Origin of the sequence: Acetanaerobacterium elongatum (assembly GCF_900103835.1) — a bacterium.
Taxonomy (GTDB): domain Bacteria; phylum Bacillota; class Clostridia; order Oscillospirales; family Ruminococcaceae; genus Acetanaerobacterium; species Acetanaerobacterium elongatum.
In genome coordinates, this window is the sequence record NZ_FNID01000008.1 from 3,887 (window position 1) to 24,916 (window position 21,030).

The window sequence follows — 21,030 nt, forward strand, 5'->3', positions numbered from 1 at the left end:
ATACCGCGGGCGATTGATAATCGCCCCTACAACCCACCTAAGGCATGGCGCATAAACCGCGGGAGACCGCAGGTCTTTCCTACAGCAAAACCCTTCAACGCGCGGGTTGACTGCGGGGCGTAGGGGACGCCGCCCCCTACGCTTCTTTGTAGGGCGCACATTGCGCGTCCGCGGCTTTATCCGGCGGCTGTTTGGATACTGCGGACGGCCGATGGCCGCACCCTGCATAAAACGGCAGCTGTGCGCTGCCGTTTTTAGTACCCGAATATTTAAAGATAGGTATGGTAAACCGATGAACCAAACACTCGCAGTTATACAGATGGTTCTGCCGGTGCTGCTGATGATCGGCCTTGGGCTTTTGTGCCGCAGAACGGGGCTTGTCAGCATGCAGGGGCTTTCGGGCATCAAGGCGGTGGTGGCGAACATCACGCTGCCGGTGGTGCTGTTTAAGGCGTTCTACTCCGCACAGTATAACCTTAACTCGCTGCTAACCTTTGCGGTAATCTTTATCTCCTGCTCGGTGGCGCTGGCGCTGGGCTTTGTGCTGCGCAGGCTGGTGGGCGAAAGGTATAAGAAGTTCATGCCCTTTCTGCTCTCGGGCTTTGAGGTGGGCATGCTGGGCTACGCGCTGTTCTCGATGCTGGCGGGGGATGAAAACCTGCATGTGCTCGCCTCGCTTGACCTTGGGCAGGTGCTGTTTGCCTACACCGTTTACCTGTCGCTGCTCGGTATTACCTCGGGCAACAAGCCAACGCCCAAGGGGGTTGTGCTGAACATCTTTAAAAACCCCGCCTGCATTGGCATGCTGCTGGGCATTATCGTGGGTGCTACGGGCTTGGGAAGCGTGATAACCGGCTCGGCAATCGGGGGCATCTTTACCCAGGCAATATCCTTTATTGCCGCGCCCACCGCGGGCATGATTCTGATTATCGTAGGCTACGAGCTGTCGCTTTCTAAAAAACTGTTAAAGCCCGTATTCATCACCATCGGCCTGCGCCTTGCGGTGATGGCCTTGCTGCTGCTGGCGGCAAGCGCCCTGCTGTTTGCGATACTGCCCTTTGACAAAACGCTGTTTATGGCACTGCTGCTGATCTTCTCGCTGCCAGCACCCTTTGTCATCCCCATCTTTGCCGACGTACAGGAGCACGGCGAGTATATCTCCACCACCGTATCGGTGAACACGCTGGTGACGGTGCTGATCTTTGCGGGGATTGCGGTTTACGCGATCAGCTAAAGGCGCTCCCCTAGTCAATGATATAGTGAAATAGGAAAGCACCCGCGCGGCTTTAGGGCTGTGCGGGTGCTTTTTTGCACGCATGGCACAGAAACAGCGAATACAAAACCTGCTTCTCCCCCATCGGCTTTACACCGGAATAGATGGTTTGAAAGGCTGCCGCGGGAAAGCCGCACTGCGCAAGCAGAAGGCCCAGCTCCTGACGGTCAAAGCCGTGGTGGCCGTTGAAGGTGGGGTCGTCACTGTGAAAGGTGCCGTCGTCGGTATCCAGGTCGATGATAATCAGGTGCCCGCCTGGTTTAAGCATTTTACGCAGCAGCAAAAGTTCCTCTTTAATATCCACGATATGGTGGAACACCATCGCGCTGTATGCAACGTCAAAGGTGCCGAAATACTCCTGTTGTGAAAGCAGGGAGGTATCATTGGGAAGGATGTTTTGTATGCCGCTTTGCCGAAGCTTTTCGTTGAGCACGGCCCGCATCCCCTCGGAGGGCTCGGCACAATAGATTTTGCTGAAATAATCCTTCAGCTCAAAGGCCAGCAGCCCTGTGCCGCAGCCGATCTCCAGCGCGGTAAGATTATCGGGGCGGCCAAGCTCCTTCTTTATAAAGCCTGCCTGAGCCTTGGCGCGTTCGATACGCCGGGGGGTATCCCACTGCGCGGATTTTTCATCGAAATACATACCGCTTCACCTTTTTTCTTTTATGGTTAAACCGCTTCGGCGGTTCTTTTGGTTTTCTTTTTGCGAAGGTATAAAACCGTTACCAGCGCAAGTGCCAGCAGCTGTGCAATCAGTGTGCGGACAATCTGCAGCTCGTCGGTGCCCGAGGCGGTGGTAACGTGCAGGGTGTTGAGGATGGTGTTGTTAAAGAAGTGGTCGGCAAGGCCGATCCAGAGAACACCCGACATCTCAAACAGCATGCCCCACAAAAGGCTGATACTTCCCGAAAGGAGGATATAGCCCAAAGCGTAGAGTAACATAACCCCAAGCGGCATGGCGCCGTCAAGATAGCTGCGGATGGGCATGGCGATATGCCACAGGCCGAAAAACAGCGCGGCAATCAGGTTTGCGGCGGCGAAGCGGTGCTTTCTTTGGGCAAGCCGGATAAACAGGCCGCGGAAGATGCCCTCCTCCATGATGGCGTTGAGGATATTAAAGCCGATAATCAGCAGAAAAGCGTAGGCGGGCAGGCGCAGCTGCTCCCCCGTAAGGGAGAAGCCGCTGGCATAAAACTCGAAGGACGGGCTTTTGCCCTGTGCGGCAAGGATAAGGCATTCGGCGCCGTAGCCGACGGCAAAGCGCCCCGCCCCCAAGGCTAAGCCCAGCAGGGTGGGCAGAAAAAAGCGGCTGAAGTCAAAGCCGATATCCTTTTGTGAGAGCGAGAACCAGCGCAACGCGGCGGCCAGTATGGCGATACCCAGCAGCTTATGGATAAAGTTTTCGTTGATAAAGGTTTCATCCAGGCGCAGGCCCAAAACCTCGATAAGCCGTATAACGAAGCAGAGGAGGAATAGTACAGCGATGAGGGCAACCGGTTGCTGTTTGGTTGTTTTCATAGTCGTTTCTCCAAAAGCAGCTTTAATTCTTTTAACCCTATTATACTACCACAATTATACACATAAGTCGATTGGTTAGCCCCCGCCCTCGGCGTGAAGCTTCGGGCGGGGGCTGCCTTATGTTTAGGCTGCCAAGCCTTAATAAATCTGAACGGTAACATTGGTAAGGCCCTTTACTACCTGCACAAGATGTACCTGCAGCGTGTAGCGGCCCATGGTGAAGACGAACGCGCCCTCCAAGGCGTCGGAGTTAATGTGTTCCTTGAAGTTGTCGTAGCCGGAAAGCGCTTTGCGGTAGGGGGGAATCAGCTCGTCGAAGTCTTCCAGTTCTGCATATTCCGTGGTATAGAGCTTAAAGAACTGGGTACCCGCGGTTGGGGTGGTAAGGTAGCCGTCGTCTGCCGAGAAATTGACGGTGGGGATTAAGCCCTCGGGGTACCACGCGGGGACCGCTCGATCGGCATCGACGTTACCTTTCAGCTTCTCGGCAAGTGCCATGATCTTTTCCATATCCTCTGGGTTTTTAGGGTCCAGGCCCTTGAACGCGGAATAGTCTTCCGCAGTACCAACCTTTTGGCGGCTGATGCAGGAGAATATCCGCATGGTTTTATCCGCCTCGTTCTGCAAAGCGGCCGGGGCATCGCTGCACAGCCTGCCGAAGAAGACAACCCCCTGGCCCGCCGGCTCTAATAGGGCCTGCTGACCGTCGAGCAGCACAATATAGTTTTCGCCGCCCGCCTTGATAACGCCCATCTGCGTAAAGGTATCGCTGAGCTTGCCGCCTGCCTCTTTGTACGCCGCGGCGTCGAATGCATTGAGGGTGAAGGTGACCGTTTCATCGGCGGCTTTGAGAGTATCTCCGCTGCCCATAACGGTGAGCTTGCCAAAGTAGCTCTTATCCGTTTTCTGCGAGGCTAACAGGATGGCGGTATAGTCGCCGCTACCGCCGCTTACGGCATCCGACCACAGGCTGTTGATGTAGAGGGTGCCCGCCGGGGCTGCGGTATCGGCAGAAGGCGGTACGGTATTTGTTACGCTGCCCTCGAACACAAGGGTTGCTTTATCGTGCAGCTTTACCGTAAGGGTGGCCTTCTCCCCCATAAGCTGCAGCAGCACGGGGGTATCCTTGAGTTGGGCGGAGCCCTCCTTGTGGTTTACCATGCGTATGGGGGCATCTGTTCCCATTAGGGTTTGCATATCCTTATCCTCGAGCAATTCGCAGGTGAGGGTGAGCTTCTGCTCCTTTCCCGGCTCGGCGCGCAGCAGACCGGTGCGGTATATATACTGCTGGTTCAGGATGCAGGATTTATCGGGGATGCTGATGTTTCGCGTAATGGTGCCGTGCCCCTCGTAGACATTCGGCGCGGTTTGGATAAGGGTGAGGTCGATGACATCGGTGGAGCCCTTGGCATTCATCGTGGCCGCCTGCGGGTCGTCGATGGTCTGCTTAAAGACAATGCCTTTCACCGCTGCCGTGGTTTCGGGTGCAGAGGAGCTTTCAGCCGCAAAGGAGGCGCTGCTTACCGCGGTGCTCTGCGCGGAGGACGGGCTGCTGACCGCCCTGCTGCCGCCGCAGGAGGCGCACAGGATACAAATGCTCAGTATCAGCGAAAGGGAAAGAATAGACTTTTGCTTCATGATTTTTAGCCTTCTTTGATAAGTGTTTGTTTTTGAGACACAACGAACCTATTTTACAGGTCTATTTTCTTACCATAGGGGGAAAAAGTCTATTCATTAGTTTAAATTAATGGGCGGGGATGGGGGGGGTAAGACGGGAAATTTGCGAGCCGAATATTGTTTCGGCTAAACTGATATTATCTTCTAAAATGTACTTCTTGTAACAATCTGGTATAATAAAATCGTCTCTTTTGAATGATGATTCTAGAAAATTTTAATAATCCCTGCAACTTTAAATCATTTTTGTGGTGTATTAGGGTGAAAGGCCTTATCAAGGAAGGAGTGATGTAAGTGGAAGACAGCGAAATTGTTGAGCTGTACTGGGAGCGTTGCGAAACGGCGATTACCCAAACCGCCAGCAAATACGGGGAATACTGCCGGTACATATCCTACAGTATACTGCATAACCGCGAGGATGCCGAGGAATGTGTAAGCGACACCTACCTGCGGGCATGGAATGCGATGCCTCAGCACAGGCCGAACTGTTTGTCTGCTTTTTTAGGAAAGATAACACGCAACCTAGCGTTTAACAGGTATAAGGGCTATTCAGCCGAAAAACGCGGGAAAGGCCAAATACCGCTGGTGCTATCGGAACTGGAGGACTGCCTGCCGTCGCTTTCCGGTATGGAACAGGCAATTGACGAAAGGGCTTTGTCGGAGGCTATAAACCGTTTTCTTTCTGTTATGCCGCAGCGCAATCGAATGCTGTTCATACGCCGCTACTGGTATACCAGCCCGTTAAAGGAGATAGCACAGGAATACGGCATGAACGAGAACAGCGTAAAATCCATCCTGTTTCGGGAGAGGTACAGGCTGAAGTCGTTTCTTGAGAAAGAAGGTATTGAATTATGAAAACCGAAAAGCTCTTTCAGGCGATAGGAACGGTAAATGATGAATACATCCTTGAAGCGGCACCGAAGGCGCGTGAAAACAAACCGCCCCAAAAGAGATGGGTAAGGTGGCAGATAGCGGCGGCATTGATTGCGTGCCTGATTGTGGGAACCGCGATTACCGCCTATGCCGTTGAGACCCACCGGTTTAATGCCGCGGTGACATACTTAACATCGCTTGGTATTAAGGCCGAGGACCTGAGCGATTACTCGCGGCAGCAGATCTATCAGGCCGTGGAGGTGCTAAAGGCAGGCACTTATAATGAGCTGACGCAGAAAATGCTGGCCAATGCAAGCCAGTCTACCGCAGCCGAAGCACCGGCGCAGGTTACTTCAGAACAGATTAGGAAGCTAACCCCGACCATGACCTACAAAGAGGTTATCAGCAGTTTAGGTGTAACGCAGGATATCGGCTCGGGGATTTACATTTTAGTCTATGAGGTAGACGGAAAATACCTAGTGAATATCCCCTTTGCATCACAAGACGCACAGCTGGGGGTTACAGGGGATAAACTGCTAAAGGCATTAAAGCCGAAGCAATAGGGATATCTGTGGGCGTGAACTCTGTAACAATCACTGTATACCCTAAAAATACTCCCTCATAATAACCTCCACCCATTCCGGGGTTTTGGCATTTCCCCGGCAATCAAACTGCGGGAAATAGGGCTTGATATCTAATATGGGCGTGCCGTCGATGGCGTCTAGCCCCTTGACGGTGACGATGTTTTTCTCAACACTCAGAATTTCCACCGCTGTAATACCGATGGGGTTGGGGCGGTCTTTGGCTCTTTGAGAGAAGATGCCCACCATGGGGAGCTCTTCCCTTCCCTGCGGGTGCCTTACAAGATGGCGCTGCGGCTCAAACTTAGCCTCGTTTAGATAGGTGAGGACGATGAGGTGCGAAAACCCGTCCAGACCGGTTAAGCCCCTGCTGAGCTCTTGGTTGATGACAAGGCGGGAGATATCCTCACCCCAGCGGGTGTCTTTCTTTTCGGTAACCTTATTTTCAACATAGCCGATGGGTTCAAAGCTGATCGTCATGTGCAACACTGTCCTTCTTGTTAATATGGTATAAAAAACGGGATAACAGCCGTACTGGCTTTGTTTTTGACTATTATACTACGGACCGATTTTCTTATTGATGACGGTTTACGATTGTACAGCAGATAAAAACGGCCTCATAGATTTGGTCATCGCGCATGTGGAGCAATTCGGCCGGCAATATGCCACGGAGGGGTTAAAATGAACACATTGATTTTATACGCTACGAAATACGGGGCGACAAAGCAGATCGCTGATCAGTTGGCGAGGGAATTAGGCGGTAATGTTACCATAAATAATATTCATGATGGTAAACCCGGCATTGAAGCATTTGATACTGTCATCGTCGGCGGGTCTGTTTACATGAACAAAATCCAGCATGGCATCACCTCTTTTTTAAAGGCGAACGAAAAACAGCTAATCAAAAAGCGCCTTGGTCTGTTCATCGGCTGCTATACACCGCCGGAAACGGAAGGCTATCTGGAGCAGTTCTTTTCAACGGCCCTGCTGGCCCATGCTCAGGCAAAGGATATGCTGGGCGGCCTGATGCAATATGACAAGATGAACCCCGTCTACCGAAAAATTTTCATGTCGCTTAAAAAAATTGACGACTTTAATAAGAATTTCATTGAGCCGAAAATTGAAACCGAACGCATCCGCGCTTTTGCCGAACGGATGCAAACGGAGACAATGCGATGTTAACACAGAAAGCTTAACCATGTGACTTGAAGCACATTCTTGATTTGCAGTTTATTGCTGCTCTATATTGTTATGGCAGACAGCAAATAGAGCTAAAAAGAGTAAAAAAGAGAGCATATTTGTGGAAAAACCGATAGAATGGAATTGCTTAGAAACCATCATCGGAGGTACACAATATGCTCTCTACTACTATTACAGAAAAACTGCCGGGATTCCAGGGTTTCCTTTGGAAGAACACCGCCCGCAAGGCGAACAGCCTCGCTTAAAAAGCGGGTGAACTGCCGCCTGAAGTCCTCCGCCTGTGCCGCAAGGGCGGCCTGCGGTGGCGGGAGGGCGCTTTGGATGAAAATGGCATGCTCCTTCATAATCCTTGCCCAAAACAGATAGGTGCTAACCGATTCGGAAACAACCTGTTCAACTGTCACCCTTACCCCACCCTTTTGCTTTACTTAATTCATTCTATGAGGCAGGAGCGGGGTTCATGATGGGTAGGATGAATAATACTAATAATCGCATGATTACGGGGCAATCAGGGTAGAAAAACAGAACTTACACTCGCTAGGTAAACGTTCTAACCGTAAATCTATTCTTTCCAAAAATCATGTTCAGAGGTCATAAAACACTTTTGTGTTTGTTCTTCGAAATTCTTCGCTTCGTTTTGACTATATTTCTTAGGAATTAGTATGACTAATCCATCGTCTTCATCGCTGCCATATCGCTCAACTGTTCCGCGTTCCAGCCTGATAAGATTTTTCGCCATATACTCACGGTATTCGCTGAGGTTCATTTTTTGATTATGATAACCCGCTTCATCATTTGCGATTAGCTCTTCGCCCTTGATTAAAATATCACGAAGCTCTTTTATTCCTATTATTTCGTTCGACTTGTTCTTTAAATAAAGGTTGTATGTCGGGTCAAGCATGATCCACCTGTTTAAACTGGCGCAAAAAACGCTTACAACGACATGGCAATCATCAAAAGGTTCTTCATAAGGCATACATGTTATGTGAAACGCCTTTATATTGTATGCCCGTATCAACTGTGACAAGATAAGCGAAAGCCCTCGGCAATTTGTGGTTTGATCGTTATTGTCGGCAAACTCCATTAATGCCTGTGGCGTTCTGGTTTTTGCCAACCCTCCGGGGGGATTACCATGTTTATAGCGCTCGCACAACCAATTCATTAAAGCGATAGAAGTTTCGACATCACTTTTCCCCTCAACTAACTTGTCGAGGTTATTTGCCTTAATAATATCAAGCATATTTTCGCGCTCATCAAATTTATATTCAAACTCTACATTATAGTTATCTGTGCTGTATTGAGAGTATTCTTTTAAAAGCTCTACCTTGCTTGAGCTTTTCGGCTCTACTATGTATTGAGGTTGATTGCACCCGGTAAAAATAAAAGCGGCAATGATGAATAAGAGCGTTTGTTTTAGCTTCACAAATTGTCCCCCCTTTATTCTAACTGTGTGCATCTCTGGCAGTATAAATAATGTTATATATAACAAAAAAGCATATCCTTCCCTTGGCGGAACGATATGTTTTTTGATGGTCGAGGTGACAGGATTCGAACCTGCGGCATCTTGCTCCCAAAGCAAGCGCGCTACCATCTGCGCTACACCTCGATATTCACTTTATCCTATGCCGCTCGTTTTGCGCGCAACACAACCGATGCAAAGAATATTATAGTTTTTTTAAGCCGCCGTGTCAACCGAAAATGTTTGTATAAGGGCGCGGAGATCTTTGAAGGGATAGTTTTTGCTTGACATTAGTACGATGTCGTACTAATATAGTCCTATATCGTACTGTTTTGTATAAGACTTACGAAACGGTCAAGACTGTTCCACGGTAAATATGCGGTTGCGTTTGGAGCCGCGGACGCGCAATGCGCGCCCCTACATCTCCATCGCGGATTCAGTTGTAGACTGCGGGGCGTCGAGGACGCAGCCCCCTGCGAGATGACAGAAATCAGAGGGCAGAGGATAGAAAGGTATGCGGGAAAATGATGTGCGGGAGGGGATACTATCATACGCGAAGGCGGATTTTTAGTTTCAAAGGTGAATCAGGTTTCGGGGCGCGTGTTTGACAAGCTGCTGCGGGAGTATGAGATTACCGACCTTAACTCTGCGCAGGGGCGCATACTGTTTGTGCTGTGGCAGAGCGGCAGCCAGCCCATCAGCGAGCTTGCGAGGAAAACGGCGCTGAGCAAAACCACCCTTACCAGTATGCTGGAGCGGCTGGAGCAGGCGGGGCATATCCTGCGGCAGGTGAATGAGGCCGACAAGCGCGAGACCATCGTCTCCCTTACCGAAAAAAGCGTGGCGCTGCAAGGGCGGTATGACGCGGTATCGGCAGAGATGCTGCGCCTTTACTACGACGGCCTGCCGGAGCAGGAGATTGACCGCTTTGAGCACATCCTGCGGCATATCCTGAAAAACCTGACCGAATACGAGCAAAAGAATAAAGACGGCAATTAGAGGAGGAAACATAATATGAGCAGAAACCTGATTAATACGGCGGACGGCCTGATTAAGAGAAGCAAGATGGTAATGGTAGGCTCGGTGGGCGAGGACGGCTTCCCCTACCAGAAGATGATGTACAACGCGCGGGTGCGCGAGGGGGTTAAAACCTTCTACCTTACCACTAACACCTCCAGCCTGCGCGTGCGTCAGTACCGCAAGAACCCTGCCGCCAGCCTGTATTTTGCCGATAAGCGGTTTTTTAACGGGCTGATGCTGCTGGGCACGATGGAGGTGCTGGAGGATGCCGAAAGCAAGGAGCTCATCTGGCAGCCGGGCGACACCCTGTATTACCCCTTAGGCGTGACCGACCCCGACTACTGCGTGCTGCGGTTTACCGCGAAGAGCGGGCGGTTTTATTCAAACTTCCACTCGGAGGATTTTGAGATAGAGTAAGCGCGGCAGCGGCTGATACCTTCATCTCTTTCCCGTTAAGCAACGTAAATCGTAAATTGACGATTTACAACAGGATATAAAGCGGGTATACTATTAAAAAAGCGCCCGATAGGGGGTTATCCGTTGGCGCAGGTGGGAAAGGGAGGACAGCTGTATGTTAAAGGAGATTCAAACCCGCAAAAGTACCCGAAGCTTTGCCGACAGGCCGGTTTCGGACGAACAGGTGCTTGACCTGCTGGAGGCCGCGCGTTTGGCCCCCTCGGGGAGCAACACCCAGCCGTGGCAGTTTATTGTAGCGCGATCTGAAGAGGCTCGCGGCAAAATCTGCGCGGCGAACCACCACCAGCAGTGGATGATGCAGGCGCCGGTGCACATCGCGTGCGTGGCGGATATCCGTTCGCGCGTTCCCGTAGAGGTGCCGATTACAGTGGACGAAAACAGCCCGCAGGAGGAGCTTAAGCAGATTATCCGCGATACCGCCATCGCCGCCGAGCATATCGTGCTGGAGGCCGAGGCGCTGGGGCTTGCCTCCTGCTGGACGGCGTGGTATACCCAAAGTGACATGCGCGAAGCGCTGGGCGTTCCCGCCGATAAATATGTGGTAGGCGTAATTGTAGTGGGCTACCCCGATAAGCCCGCGGGTTCCCCGAAAAAGAGGGGCTTGGATACCATGATTCACTATGAGCAGTGGTAGGGTAACTTAAAACGTTAAAGCGGCTTCAGGGGCTTTCCCCGAGAGCCGCTTTTATGATTTTTCGCCTACGCGATTATTTCGCCGTGATTTTCAGCAGCCTGCTTTTTATGGCTGAGTACGCGCAGCACAGCAGGTAGCATAGTGCAATACCGATTACGGTAGTGAAAAGGAATTTCAGCATCGGGTGCAGGGGCAGATTGATGATAGCTGCCTCAATCGGAATGATAATCAGCGGGTGCAGAAGATACACGCCGAACGAGTTCTTGGCCGCCAGCTTCAATAGCTTATTGGTGCGGTTGAATTTCTGCCTAAAGAGGATTGGCAGGCTGACGCACAGCCCCACGCAGAGGAAGGTCTCCCAGGCGGAGACAATCAGCGAATTGAAGGTAAACCCTTTGGCCCAGATGGCATAGCCGCCGAGCAGAAATAGAATGATGGGGGGCGCCAGCAGTATCACAACGACAGAAACGATGCCCCACAAAACCCCGACAGATACGGGGAGCCTTTCGAACCACTGCTTTTCATACGCCAGAATACCGAAGCCGAACAGGGCAAGATAGGTGAGGATTCTTGCGGGCTCAAGGGCGTGCAGCGGTATCCAGTAGCCGGGTTGAAAGAAAATTCTTACTGCAAAGGTAACAAGCGTAAGGCTAAGCGCAAACAACAGGATCTGGAGGTTATTCAGGCAGGGGGCGTTCTTGGGCTGGCGGTGCGGTTCTAAGCCGCTGTTTTTCGGCTGCCGCCGTAGTTTGGTAAACAGTATATAGAGGCCCGTGAAGAAAAGCAGAACGAACAAAAACCATGTATGCCCCAGATTGATATCGCCGCCGGGAACGGGCAGGTATCGGCGCACCAGAAAATCTGCAAAGGTCATTCCCCTGCCATACAGCAGAAAACCGGTGACGGGAAAAATGAAGAGAGTGAACACAACAATCGGAAGGCCAAGCTTCCTTACGCGGTTCCAAAGAAAGGCGGGGGCCGGTTTAAACGCAAGGGAACGCGGAATGAAATAGGCGGATATCATGAAGAAGAGCGCCATGAAAAAGGCGTTGTTGACAGACAGAAACCACCCGATGATTCTGTCGTTAATCTCCGGGAGGTTGGTCTGCTGCACGGCCCAGCCCGTATCTATGGTTGTATAGCCCTGACTGGCGTGATGTGCCACGACCAGACAGGTAAGCGCCGTTTTCAGGTTGTCGAGATAATACAAGCGTGTTGAAGGCTGCTCTGTATGAGCTGCGGCGGTGCTTATCATTCACTCATTCCCCTCTTTGGTAATCCGGAAGGTAATATGTAAACAATATTATTATATAATTTTTGTAAATGCAACCGTTTTTAGAAAAAACGAAGCGGCTTTCGGGGCTTGCCCGAGAGCCGCTATTCTGTGCTTTTTTGCCAAAGGAGGACGGGGCTAACCCTTTGCCGCCTGCTCCGCCTTCTTTTCGTAGTGGCGGTTGCGGTAGTAGAGGAGGATATCGGTCGTCACCATGGCGATATTCAATAGATACAGCCCCAGCACCAGATCGGGGCTGTACAAGAGCTTATGGATGATGCCAAAGATATACCCCACGATTACCACATAAAGAAAGAATACGCTCTTGCCCTTGGTGGAACGCGAGGTGACAGACTTATAGATGTTCACCGGCCAGGCCAAGCCAAAGCAGATGAGCATGCCCGCTTCAAAGATACTCATAACAGATTTCCCTTTCCCAAACCAATGTATGCGGTATAGTTGTATACGCTTTATAAAGCATACTGCTAACGGGCATCAAATACAAGCGGGGCAATTCATTCAACAACTGTATGTTTTGCCGAATCTTCTTGACATCCACCCCCCGCTGTCATAAAATTAACTATGTGAATCTTCCAAAAATTTATGGTAATGAAACGGAATGGTGGTTGCGGTATGCTTTCGAACGAGCAGAAGACGATGGAAAAGATTGTGGCCCTGTGCAAAAACAGGGGCTTTGTATATGCGGGCAGCGAGATTTACGGCGGCCTTGCAAACTCTTGGGACTACGGCCCGCTTGGCGTGGAGTTTAAAAACAACGTAAAGCGCGCGTGGATGAGGAAGTTTGTGCAGGAATCGAAGTACAACGTGGGCCTCGACAGCGCCATTTTAATGAACCCCGAAACGTGGGTGGCCTCCGGCCATGTGGGCGGCTTTTCCGACCCCTTGATGGACTGCCGCGACTGCAAAACCCGTCACCGCGCCGACAAGCTGGTGGAGGACTTTACCGGCGAGAGCGCCGACGGCTGGGATAACGAGCAGCTGCAGCACTTTATTGCCGAGCATGGTATCGCTTGCCCCAACTGCGGCGGCAAGAACTTTACCGACATCCGCAAGTTTAACCTGATGTTCAAAACCTTTCAGGGCATTACCGAGGACAGCAAGAACGAGATCTACCTCCGCCCCGAAACGGCGCAGGGCATCTTCGTAAACTTCGCCAACATCCAGCGCACCACCCGCCGCAAGGTTCCCTTCGGCGTGGCGCAGGTGGGCAAGAGCTTTAGAAACGAGATCACCCCCGGCAACTTCATCTTCCGTATTCGCGAGTTTGAGCAGATGGAGCTGGAGTTTTTCTGCAAGCCCGGCACCGACCTTGAGTGGTTCAGCTACTGGAAGGACTACTGCAAGAACTGGCTCTTAAACCTTGGGCTTAAAGAGGAGAACCTGCGCCTGCGCGACCACAAGCCGGAGGAGCTGTCGTTCTACTCCAAGGCGACCACCGACTTTGAGTTCCTCTTCCCGTTCGGCTGGGGCGAGCTGTGGGGCATTGCCGACCGCACCGACTACGACCTCAAGCAGCATCAGGAGCATTCCGGCAAGAGCCTTGAATACTTCGACCCCGAAACCAACGAGAAGTATATCCCCTATGTAATAGAGCCGTCTCTGGGCGCCGACCGCGTGGTGCTCGCCTTTTTGTGCGATGCCTACGACGAGGAGCAGCTGGACGAGAAGGATACCCGCGTGGTGCTAAGGCTGCATCCGGCACTCGCCCCCATCAAGGCGTGCGTGCTGCCGCTTTCCAAGAAATTAAACGATGCCGCCGAGCAGGTGCGCGAGCTGCTTGCCAAGAACTTTATGACCGACTACGACGACGCGGGTTCCATCGGCAAGCGTTACCGCAGGCAGGATGAGATCGGCACGCCGTTCTGCATCACCTACGACTTTGAGAGCGAAACCGACCACTGCGTAACCGTGCGCGACCGCGACACCATGGCGCAGGAGCGCGTGGCGATTGATAAGCTGGTGGAGTATATCAGCGAGCGGCTGGTTTTCTGATTTTATTGCTTATACTATATTTATAGAGAGAAAGAGGGCGGAAAACCGCCCTCTTTTTGCGCTTAATGATTGATTTCTCACCCCAACATTACGGGTTCTGCTGAAAATCCCCATATGCTGTTGGAATAATATGTTGCTCACCAGTCATCGCATTATAATAATAAATGAAAGTTCTTGGCATATTCATGGCGCCTTCAACATCGTTTGTTTCATTGTAATAGTTAATCCACTCTGGATTATCTTTTTCAAACTGTATTTCTATATTTGAAATTGGTTTGTAGGCGACTATATCATCATTGTGATAAATTACATCCAAGGTTTGGGTTGGAATATATAAACGGTAAATAGTTTTATTCGCAAAGTAAAATATGAGTTCGGATGAACTTATTAAATTGGATATTGGTTCTTTGGCTTCGAATACTAAGCCGAGCTTATTACCTTCCATATCATATTGAATGATCTGCGCTTTATTAACTACACATAGGATTGTTCCGTTTTTATAAAAGCAAAAGCTGGAGACTTCATCCGATATTACCGCTTCATACTTTCCTGAATCTATTTCCTGTCGGCAGAGATAGTTTTCTCTAATGTCTTTATGATGAATATATGCTTCGCTGTTGATATAATAGGCGTATTTATCGTATTCCTTTGATTGCGTTTCTGATTTAAACTTCCTAGTCTTTGAGAAATATTCTTGATAGCTGAGGGGTTCAGGCACCATTTCGGAAGCCGCAGATGATTGCGGTACAGATCCCGCCACAGGCTCAGATTCGATTTCGATTACGCTTACGGTAGATTCTGCCGCCGTTGTGGCTGATTCTGATGAAGTATTCGTATTGATATTGCTTTGACAGGAGCAGAGAAGGATTACGGATATAAGGATAAGAGCGGATAAACGTTTCATAAAAAGCATTCTCTTCTTCTCCATGAATTCACCAATAGGCAGGCGGAATAATCTTCTCTTCTTTTGTAAGCGAATTATAAATAGAAGAAACTTTTCTGGGGATATTGGGAGCATTATCGCTATCGTGAGTTTTGTCGTAATATTTCAGCCAGTCAGGGTTATCCTTCTCCCATTTTATTGCTACGTTAGAAAGCGGTTCATAATCGGCAAGATCGTTATTATGATATATTTCGTCTATCGTCTGTGTGGGACGATACATACGGCAAACAGTCTTATTCCTAAGGAAAAAGATCAGCTCAGCATTGGCTCGCAGGCTTGAAATGGATTCAGCAGCTTCATAGATAACTTTTCTGTTTTTTCCTTCGAGATCAATTTGAATAATTTGCTTACTATTAACAATGCACAGAAGTTTACTATCAGAGACGGCAATACTATCTACCGGCTCTTCTAAAATAACTTCTACTGCACCGGAACGCATATTCTTTCTGCACAAATAGTCACTACCAAGCTCCCTTTGATATAAAACCGACACATCGTTTTTATTTATAAAATACAGATAGTCTTTATATTTTTTCGGCTCGGATTCAGTTTTAAACTCCCTTTCCTGCGAAAAGTATTCCTTGTAACTCAACGGTTTCGTCTTTACCTCGGAAGCCGCAGATGATTGCGGCACAGATTCCGCCATAGGTTCAGATTCAATTTCGATTACGCTTACGGTGGATTCTGCCGCCGTTGAAGCCGGTTCTGATGAATTATTGATACTGCTCTGGCAGGAGCAGAGTAAAAATATAGATATGAAAAGAGCAGATAAACGTTTCATAAAAAACATCCCCTAATATAAAACTGCTGCTTAACCCGAAGGAATTACACAATAAAGTACTTATACCATATTATAGGTTTTCTGTAAACACTATTTCTCAAAATAGTTATATAGCAAAGGGCATACTTCCTGCCCTATATTTTTTGCTACGGTTATACTTCTTGATATTAATAAAGACTTAGCATATAATTACATAAACTGGGCGAGTATCAAGATTTTATATTGCGAGGAGAACATATGAAACGGTTGTTCAGGCTGCTTCCCCTGTTTTTGTTATTAATAATGACTTCCTGTACCGTTAGCCCTTCCCCTGCCTCAAGCGGCAATCAAAAAGAGCAGGCTTCGGTTACTTCGGTTTTTGTGGGGGACAGTGCCGATATTTCTTCGGAAATAATCAGCAGCGGCGCTTCGGGTGACTTGGTAGACAAGCCTTCTATCAATGAAGAGCTGGCGAAAGAATATGCGGGGAAAACGGTGGAGCAGATTGTAAGCGGGTGGGGAAAAGGAAACTATGTGACCTATAACGGGTGGGGTCAAACCCAAAACCTGCCTCTGCTTGAAAATTGGATTGAAAAATACCGCAAGGGAGAAAAAGCTACGGTGAATATCTGCCATGACGGCGGTGGATTTGGGTCGAGTGTTTACATTCTGATAGCTGATGGAACACAAAAATACAAAGTCGCCAGCTACTATGACGATGGAGAATGGGAGTTTTGCGAATCGTCTGTGGTAATAAAGCGTGAAATGGATTATATTTTTGCATCCGACGTTCCCGCGAAAGAATGGTATGATAAGTGGCAGGGTATGGTTATTACCCATACGCCAATAGTGCCAAAAGAAATAGAATATGACATTAAGGCGGCTGCTCCGCTGGGTGAAATTACACCGAAGGAAGCGGGAGAGATAGCGGTAAAACGTTTTGCGCAGTTTTATACCTATGCTGAAGACAGCGATGGGTCGTTCTATGCAGGAGGGCAGTATTTCCCCCTGAATTTAGAGCCTTCTCCGGCACATCTGAAAGGAGTGCATCCTGTTCTACACGGTGCGGCCATGATGAACGGACACCCCTGCTATATTATCGGGATTGCCACAACCGATACCGATACGGGGGAAGCAATTTTGGAGGTCATCAATGCCGACGGCGGGAACCTGAATGTGAGTATCAGTGCAGAGGACGGGTCGTACACCCTATTTGCCGATTCAAAACAGGAGTTTATTAAACCGGTATAGCTTTAACTTAATTAAGAGTAAATACATCCAAGTGATGGAGGACGGCCTTCCCTACCCTCTTTTTGTTATTCTTTTGCAGCTGCCCCCCCTAATCCTTAGCGGCCGTTTTCAAACAGCAAATTATCATAAAATAACATTTGAATTCCCTGTGCGTTTATAGTACAATATAGCATGGTATAACAGTAAACCATTTTTATAAAGCCGGTGAAATCATTCCGTGAACAGTCGTAACACGAGTTGTAACAACCATATAATGTCAGCCAAAGAGAACGGGTTTCCGTTCTCTTTTTTCTTGTTACTCTTTTAACACAGAGCACTATTTTCTAGCGTTTTGTGCATGAAATTCTATTTGAATTTTGTATGCAATAATAGTACAATGTAATTTGGCATGAAAAGGCATATGCAGGGTTTTCGGGAGCTTTTAGGGAATGCCGCGGTATTGCCAAAGACAGGTTTCACCAAAGCAAAGGAGGGACTGCCCGTGGAACAGACGCAGCGCCGCTTTTTTGCAAAGCGCGACCTTGTTGTGATCCTGGTGCTGCTGCTTGTTGCGGGGGGCATCGCCTGCTTTAAGCTTTTTGCCGTGCCAAGCGGCGGGGGCATCGCGCAGGTGTATGTGGGCAACACCCTTACCCGGGAAATAGACCTTTCCCGCGTTACCCAAACCGAGATTGTTGAGATTGACGCGCGGCTGAGGGTGAAGCTGGAGGTTTCGCCCGGCGCGATACGGTTTATTGAATCTGAGTGCCCCGATAAGCTGTGCGTGAAAACCGGCACGCTGAAAAACCCGGGAGAATATGCGGCCTGCCTACCGGCGGGGGTGGCGGTGAAGATCGTTTCAAAAACCGGAGCGGGTGTAGACGCCGTGGCGGGCTAAGGCCCGGTATTAGGGGTTTGTTTGGGGTTATCCCTTTATTATAGATGGTGTATAGGTGTATGGCGTTTTGCGCTTTTAGTACAGACGCCGGAAAGGATGATATATAAGTATGAATGCTACAAGCTTCGGCAAACGTTCACACGGCGGGGCAAGGCTTCCCCACCGCAAGCATACGGCAGAGCTTGAAACGGTTGCAATGCCGGCGCCGCAGTCGGTTACCATCCTGATGAGCCAGCATATCGGCGTGCCCTGCAAGCCGGTGGTTAAGGTTGGCGACATGGTGAAAACCGGGCAGCTGATCGGGCAGAGCGATAAGCTGATCTCCGCACCCATCTACTCCAGCATCACCGGCAAGGTGAAGGCGATTACCGAGGTGGTGGCGGATAACGGCTCTACGGTTGAGGCCGTAGTGATTGCCGCGGAGGGGGAGGAAACCCTCGCCGACGGGATTGCGCCCCCCAAGATTGACACATTGCCCGACTTTATTGCCGCGGTAAAGGCCTCTGGTCTTACCGGCCTTGGCGGAGCGGGCTTTCCGGCACATGTAAAGCTTAACCCCTCCAATCTCAGCGAGATTGAGTTTTTGATTATCAACGCGGCGGAGTGTGAGCCGTATATCACCGCCGACTACCGCACGCTGATGGAGGATACCGACGACGTAATGGGCGGCATCCTGCTGGTGAAGGAAAAGCTGGGCATTCAGAATGTATTTATCGGCATTGAGGATAACAAGCCAAAGGCCATTGAGCTTTATACCAAGCTGTGTGCTGACAAGGCGGGCGTTTCGGTGGCTGCACTGCGCTCCCGCTACCCGCAGGGCGCGGAAAAAACCCTTATCTATGAAACCACCGGCCGCGTGGTGGAAGAGGGCAAGCTCCCCTCCTCGGTGGGCTGCATCGTGATGAACGTTTCCTCGGTAGCGTTTTTGAACAGCTACATACGCACCGGGGTTCCGCTCATCAAGCGCCGCCTTACCGTAGACGGCGGAGCGGTGAACGAGCCGAAGAACCTGATAGCCCCCATCGGCACCTCGGTAAAGGACATCATCGACTTCTGCGGCGGCTATAAGGAAGCACCCAAGAAGCTGCTTATGGGCGGCCCGATGATGGGCCTGGCCCTGCCCGACGACAGCTACCCCACCAAGAAGAGCACCAACGCCATACTGGCGTTTACCGAGAAGGAATGCCGCGAGGCCCCCATGACCAACTGCATCCGCTGCGCGCGGTGTGTGTTTGTGTGCCCCATGAGCCTGATGCCGGTGGGCATTGAGAAGGCATATGAGGCAAGGGATGTGCAGACGCTTAAGGAGCTGAAAACCAACCTGTGCATCGAATGCGGCTCCTGCTCCTATGTCTGCCCCGCCAAGCGCAAGCTGGTGCAGTCCATCAAGCTTGGCAAGGCGCTGATTCTGGAGGACGCCAAGAAGAAATCCGCCCAGAAGCCCGCCGAAAAGGCTGATCAAAAAGCGGCAGCTGAGCCTGAAAAGGCTGCAAAGACAGAGAAAAAGGCCGATGGCCCAAAGAAGGCCGCAGTAAAAGAAGAAGCTGTAAAGGAAGGTACCGACAATGGAAAGTAAGCTTCTTGTAACCGTTTCTCCGCATATCAAAAGCCCCATGACCACCCAGAAGGTAATGCTCAATGTGCTGATTGCACTTGTTCCGGCGGCAATCGCCTCGGTGATTCTGTTTGGGTGGCGCTCGCTTTTGCTGATTGCGGTAACCAATATCTCCTGTGTGCTGTTTGAGACACTGTTTAACATGGTGACCAAGCGCCCCAATACGGTTGCTGACCTGAGCGCGCTTGTAACCGGAACCCTGCTTGCCATGAACCTGCCCGTTACCCTGCCGCTGTGGATGGCGGTAGTGGGCGCGTTTGTAGCGATTGTGATTGCCAAGATGCTGTTTGGCGGGCTGGGGCAGAACTTTGCAAACCCCGCGATTCTTGCGCGTATTGTGCTGCTGATTTCGTTTTCCACCGCGATGACCACCTGGGCAAAGCCCCTGCAGTGGCTCTACGGCGAGGCGAACACCGGCGCAACCCCTTTGGCGAGCGCAAGCGTAATGGCGCAAACCAGCTACCTTGACCTGTTTTTAGGCAACAAGGGCGGGTGCTTAGGCGAGGTGAGCGTGCTGGCACTGCTTATCGGCGGGCTGTTTTTGATTTTTAGGGGAATTATCACCCCCACCATTCCGTTTACCTACATCGCTACGATGTTTGTGTTCAGCTGGCTGTTCGGCGCCGACCCGGTGGCGGAGATCCTTTCGGGCGGCCTGATGATCGGTGCGTTCTTTATGGCTACCGACTACACCACCTCCCCCTTCACCGAAAAGGGCAAGATTATCTTTGGTGTGGGCCTTGGGCTGATTACCGCGGTAATACGCGCGTTCGGCTCTTACCCCGAGGGTGTTTCGTTCTCGATACTGCTGATGAACATTTTGGTGCCCTATATCGATAAGCTCACCCGAACCAAACCGTTTGGGAGGGTAAAGGTTTGAAAATAGAATTTTCAAACCATTTAAAAATTGCTGTCGGAGCAAAGCTCCTCCTGCGGCAAAGCCGCATCGCAATTTTTGAGGGTGTTTGTGCCTTTTCGGCGCAGACGCCGAAAAGGAGATGGTTAAAAGCATGAGTAAGAACACTGTAAAAGAAATCATCATTCCCGCCGTGGTGCTTACGGGCATCGCGCTGGTGGTAACGGCGCTGCTGGCCTTTACTAACGCCCTTACCCTGCCGGTGATTGAGCAGAACGATAAAAAGAACGCGGACCTTGCGCGCAAGGAGCTGCTGGCCGACGCCGACAGCTTTACACAGGTGCAGATTACCGACGAGTGGGCCACCAAATACGGCTGCCTTGACGCCTACACCGCAAATAACGGCGCGGGCGCTGTAATTACCGTAACCGAAAAGGGCTACGGCGGCAACTTTACCCTGCTGGTGGGCATTAACAAGGACGGCGCCATTGTATCCTACAAAGCGCTGAAGCAGCAGGAGACTGCGGGGCTTGGCTCTAACGGCTTTATCTCGCCGTTTGCCGACCAGTTCAAGGGCAAAACCCCGGGCGAGCTGGCGGTGGTAAAGGGCGGCGCGGGCAAGGATAACGAGATTTCGGCCATGACAGGCGCAACCATCACCTCCAAGGCCGTAACCAAGGCCGTGAACAACGCGGGCGCGGTATTTACGGCCATCCAAAAGGGGGCAAAGTAA

Annotated in this window: 24 protein-coding genes and 1 tRNA gene; 14 read left to right on the top strand and 11 right to left on the bottom strand. The window is 50.6% G+C overall.

The window, feature by feature from the left end; genetic code table 11:
- Positions 1-292 precede the first annotated feature (292 nt).
- On the top strand, positions 293-1,234 hold the full coding sequence (locus tag BLR50_RS03620; RefSeq protein ID WP_092638663.1) for an AEC family transporter: 942 nt from the start codon (positions 293-295) through the stop codon (positions 1,232-1,234).
- A 52-nt stretch (positions 1,235-1,286) separates the two neighbouring features.
- Here BLR50_RS03620 and BLR50_RS03625 read toward each other — a convergent pair whose 3' ends face one another.
- From BLR50_RS03625 to BLR50_RS03635, 3 genes are all read right to left on the bottom strand, one after another.
- Positions 1,287-1,916, bottom strand: coding sequence for a class I SAM-dependent methyltransferase (locus BLR50_RS03625; RefSeq protein WP_092638664.1), 630 nt, complete (start codon positions 1,914-1,916; stop codon positions 1,287-1,289).
- A gap of 26 nt (positions 1,917-1,942) precedes the next feature.
- Positions 1,943-2,791, bottom strand: a complete 849-nt coding sequence (locus BLR50_RS03630) for a CPBP family intramembrane glutamic endopeptidase (protein WP_092638665.1) — start codon at positions 2,789-2,791, stop codon at positions 1,943-1,945.
- Between the two features lie 138 nt (positions 2,792-2,929).
- The gene (locus tag BLR50_RS03635) at positions 2,930-4,429 is read right to left on the bottom strand and encodes a hypothetical protein (protein WP_092638666.1); all 1,500 of its coding nucleotides are present in this window, start codon (positions 4,427-4,429) and stop codon (positions 2,930-2,932) included.
- A 330-nt stretch (positions 4,430-4,759) separates the two neighbouring features.
- Between BLR50_RS03635 and BLR50_RS03640 the strand changes: the two genes are divergently transcribed.
- On the top strand, positions 4,760-5,320 hold the full coding sequence (locus tag BLR50_RS03640; protein WP_092638667.1) for an RNA polymerase sigma factor: 561 nt from the start codon (positions 4,760-4,762) through the stop codon (positions 5,318-5,320).
- The gene (locus tag BLR50_RS03645) at positions 5,317-5,901 is read left to right on the top strand and encodes a hypothetical protein (protein WP_092638668.1); all 585 of its coding nucleotides are present in this window, start codon (positions 5,317-5,319) and stop codon (positions 5,899-5,901) included. Before BLR50_RS03640 ends, BLR50_RS03645 begins: the two co-directional genes overlap by 4 nt.
- Positions 5,902-5,943: 42 nt before the next feature.
- Here BLR50_RS03645 and tsaA read toward each other — a convergent pair whose 3' ends face one another.
- Positions 5,944-6,399 carry a tRNA (N6-threonylcarbamoyladenosine(37)-N6)-methyltransferase TrmO gene (tsaA, locus tag BLR50_RS03650; protein WP_092638669.1) on the bottom strand — a complete coding sequence of 152 codons (456 nt, stop codon included), beginning with the start codon at positions 6,397-6,399 and terminating at the stop codon, positions 5,944-5,946.
- A 201-nt stretch (positions 6,400-6,600) separates the two neighbouring features.
- Between tsaA and BLR50_RS03655 the strand changes: the two genes are divergently transcribed.
- Positions 6,601-7,101: a flavodoxin domain-containing protein gene (locus BLR50_RS03655; protein ID WP_092638675.1), complete on the top strand. Its 501-nt coding sequence runs from the start codon at positions 6,601-6,603 to the stop codon at positions 7,099-7,101.
- A gap of 155 nt (positions 7,102-7,256) precedes the next feature.
- Here BLR50_RS03655 and BLR50_RS03660 read toward each other — a convergent pair whose 3' ends face one another.
- From BLR50_RS03660 to BLR50_RS03670, 3 genes are all read right to left on the bottom strand, one after another.
- The gene (locus tag BLR50_RS03660) at positions 7,257-7,523 is read right to left on the bottom strand and encodes a DUF2935 domain-containing protein (RefSeq protein WP_092638677.1); all 267 of its coding nucleotides are present in this window, start codon (positions 7,521-7,523) and stop codon (positions 7,257-7,259) included.
- 158 nt (positions 7,524-7,681) lie between these two features.
- Complete coding sequence (locus tag BLR50_RS03665; protein WP_143008035.1) at positions 7,682-8,542, bottom strand: transglutaminase-like domain-containing protein; 861 nt, start codon at positions 8,540-8,542, stop codon at positions 7,682-7,684.
- A 107-nt stretch (positions 8,543-8,649) separates the two neighbouring features.
- Positions 8,650-8,725: transfer RNA gene (locus BLR50_RS03670), tRNA-Pro, on the bottom strand.
- Between the two features lie 432 nt (positions 8,726-9,157).
- Here BLR50_RS03670 and BLR50_RS03675 point away from each other — a divergent pair.
- The 3 genes from BLR50_RS03675 (at position 9,158) to BLR50_RS03685 (ending at position 10,709) form a co-directional block, all read left to right on the top strand.
- Positions 9,158-9,577, top strand: a complete 420-nt coding sequence (locus BLR50_RS03675) for a MarR family winged helix-turn-helix transcriptional regulator (RefSeq protein WP_242871686.1) — start codon at positions 9,158-9,160, stop codon at positions 9,575-9,577.
- Between the two features lie 15 nt (positions 9,578-9,592).
- Positions 9,593-10,015: a pyridoxamine 5'-phosphate oxidase family protein gene (locus tag BLR50_RS03680; RefSeq protein ID WP_092638689.1), complete on the top strand. Its 423-nt coding sequence runs from the start codon at positions 9,593-9,595 to the stop codon at positions 10,013-10,015.
- 154 nt (positions 10,016-10,169) lie between these two features.
- Complete coding sequence (locus BLR50_RS03685; RefSeq protein WP_092638691.1) at positions 10,170-10,709, top strand: nitroreductase family protein; 540 nt, start codon at positions 10,170-10,172, stop codon at positions 10,707-10,709.
- A 73-nt stretch (positions 10,710-10,782) separates the two neighbouring features.
- Here BLR50_RS03685 and BLR50_RS03690 read toward each other — a convergent pair whose 3' ends face one another.
- Together BLR50_RS03690 and BLR50_RS03695 are read right to left on the bottom strand one after the other, a co-directional pair.
- The gene (locus BLR50_RS03690) at positions 10,783-11,964 is read right to left on the bottom strand and encodes an acyltransferase family protein (RefSeq protein WP_092638693.1); all 1,182 of its coding nucleotides are present in this window, start codon (positions 11,962-11,964) and stop codon (positions 10,783-10,785) included.
- Positions 11,965-12,120: 156 nt separating this feature from the next.
- Positions 12,121-12,402, bottom strand: a complete 282-nt coding sequence (locus BLR50_RS03695; protein ID WP_092638695.1) for a hypothetical protein — start codon at positions 12,400-12,402, stop codon at positions 12,121-12,123.
- Between the two features lie 213 nt (positions 12,403-12,615).
- Between BLR50_RS03695 and BLR50_RS03700 the strand changes: the two genes are divergently transcribed.
- Positions 12,616-13,995, top strand: coding sequence for a glycine--tRNA ligase (locus BLR50_RS03700; protein WP_092638697.1), 1,380 nt, complete (start codon positions 12,616-12,618; stop codon positions 13,993-13,995).
- Between the two features lie 88 nt (positions 13,996-14,083).
- Here the strand turns inward: BLR50_RS03700 and BLR50_RS03705 are convergent, their stop codons facing one another.
- Positions 14,084-14,899, bottom strand: coding sequence for a hypothetical protein (locus BLR50_RS03705; RefSeq protein ID WP_143008036.1), 816 nt, complete (start codon positions 14,897-14,899; stop codon positions 14,084-14,086).
- Positions 14,900-14,927: 28 nt separating this feature from the next.
- Positions 14,928-15,719 (bottom strand): hypothetical protein, encoded by a 792-nt coding sequence (locus tag BLR50_RS03710; RefSeq protein ID WP_092638701.1) that lies wholly within the window; start codon positions 15,717-15,719, stop codon positions 14,928-14,930.
- Between the two features lie 237 nt (positions 15,720-15,956).
- Between BLR50_RS03710 and BLR50_RS03715 the strand changes: the two genes are divergently transcribed.
- The 6 genes from BLR50_RS03715 to BLR50_RS03735 all read left to right on the top strand — a co-directional run bounded on the left by BLR50_RS03715 (position 15,957) and on the right by BLR50_RS03735 (position 21,030).
- Positions 15,957-16,949, top strand: coding sequence for a hypothetical protein (locus tag BLR50_RS03715; RefSeq protein ID WP_092638703.1), 993 nt, complete (start codon positions 15,957-15,959; stop codon positions 16,947-16,949).
- Positions 16,950-17,388: 439 nt separating this feature from the next.
- A complete protein-coding gene (locus BLR50_RS03720; RefSeq protein WP_242871687.1) occupies positions 17,389-17,826 on the top strand; it encodes a NusG domain II-containing protein in 438 nt (145 codons plus the stop codon).
- A gap of 109 nt (positions 17,827-17,935) precedes the next feature.
- Positions 17,936-19,402 (top strand): electron transport complex subunit RsxC, encoded by a 1,467-nt coding sequence (gene rsxC / locus BLR50_RS03725; RefSeq protein WP_092638706.1) that lies wholly within the window; start codon positions 17,936-17,938, stop codon positions 19,400-19,402.
- On the top strand, positions 19,392-20,321 hold the full coding sequence (locus tag BLR50_RS03730; RefSeq protein WP_092638708.1) for an RnfABCDGE type electron transport complex subunit D: 930 nt from the start codon (positions 19,392-19,394) through the stop codon (positions 20,319-20,321). Before rsxC ends, BLR50_RS03730 begins: the two co-directional genes overlap by 11 nt.
- Positions 20,318-20,455, top strand: coding sequence for a hypothetical protein (locus tag BLR50_RS14405; protein WP_162840308.1), 138 nt, complete (start codon positions 20,318-20,320; stop codon positions 20,453-20,455). The genes BLR50_RS03730 and BLR50_RS14405 overlap by 4 nt, the downstream gene beginning before the upstream one ends.
- Positions 20,452-21,030 carry an RnfABCDGE type electron transport complex subunit G gene (locus BLR50_RS03735; protein ID WP_162840309.1) on the top strand — a complete coding sequence of 193 codons (579 nt, stop codon included), beginning with the start codon at positions 20,452-20,454 and terminating at the stop codon, positions 21,028-21,030. Before BLR50_RS14405 ends, BLR50_RS03735 begins: the two co-directional genes overlap by 4 nt.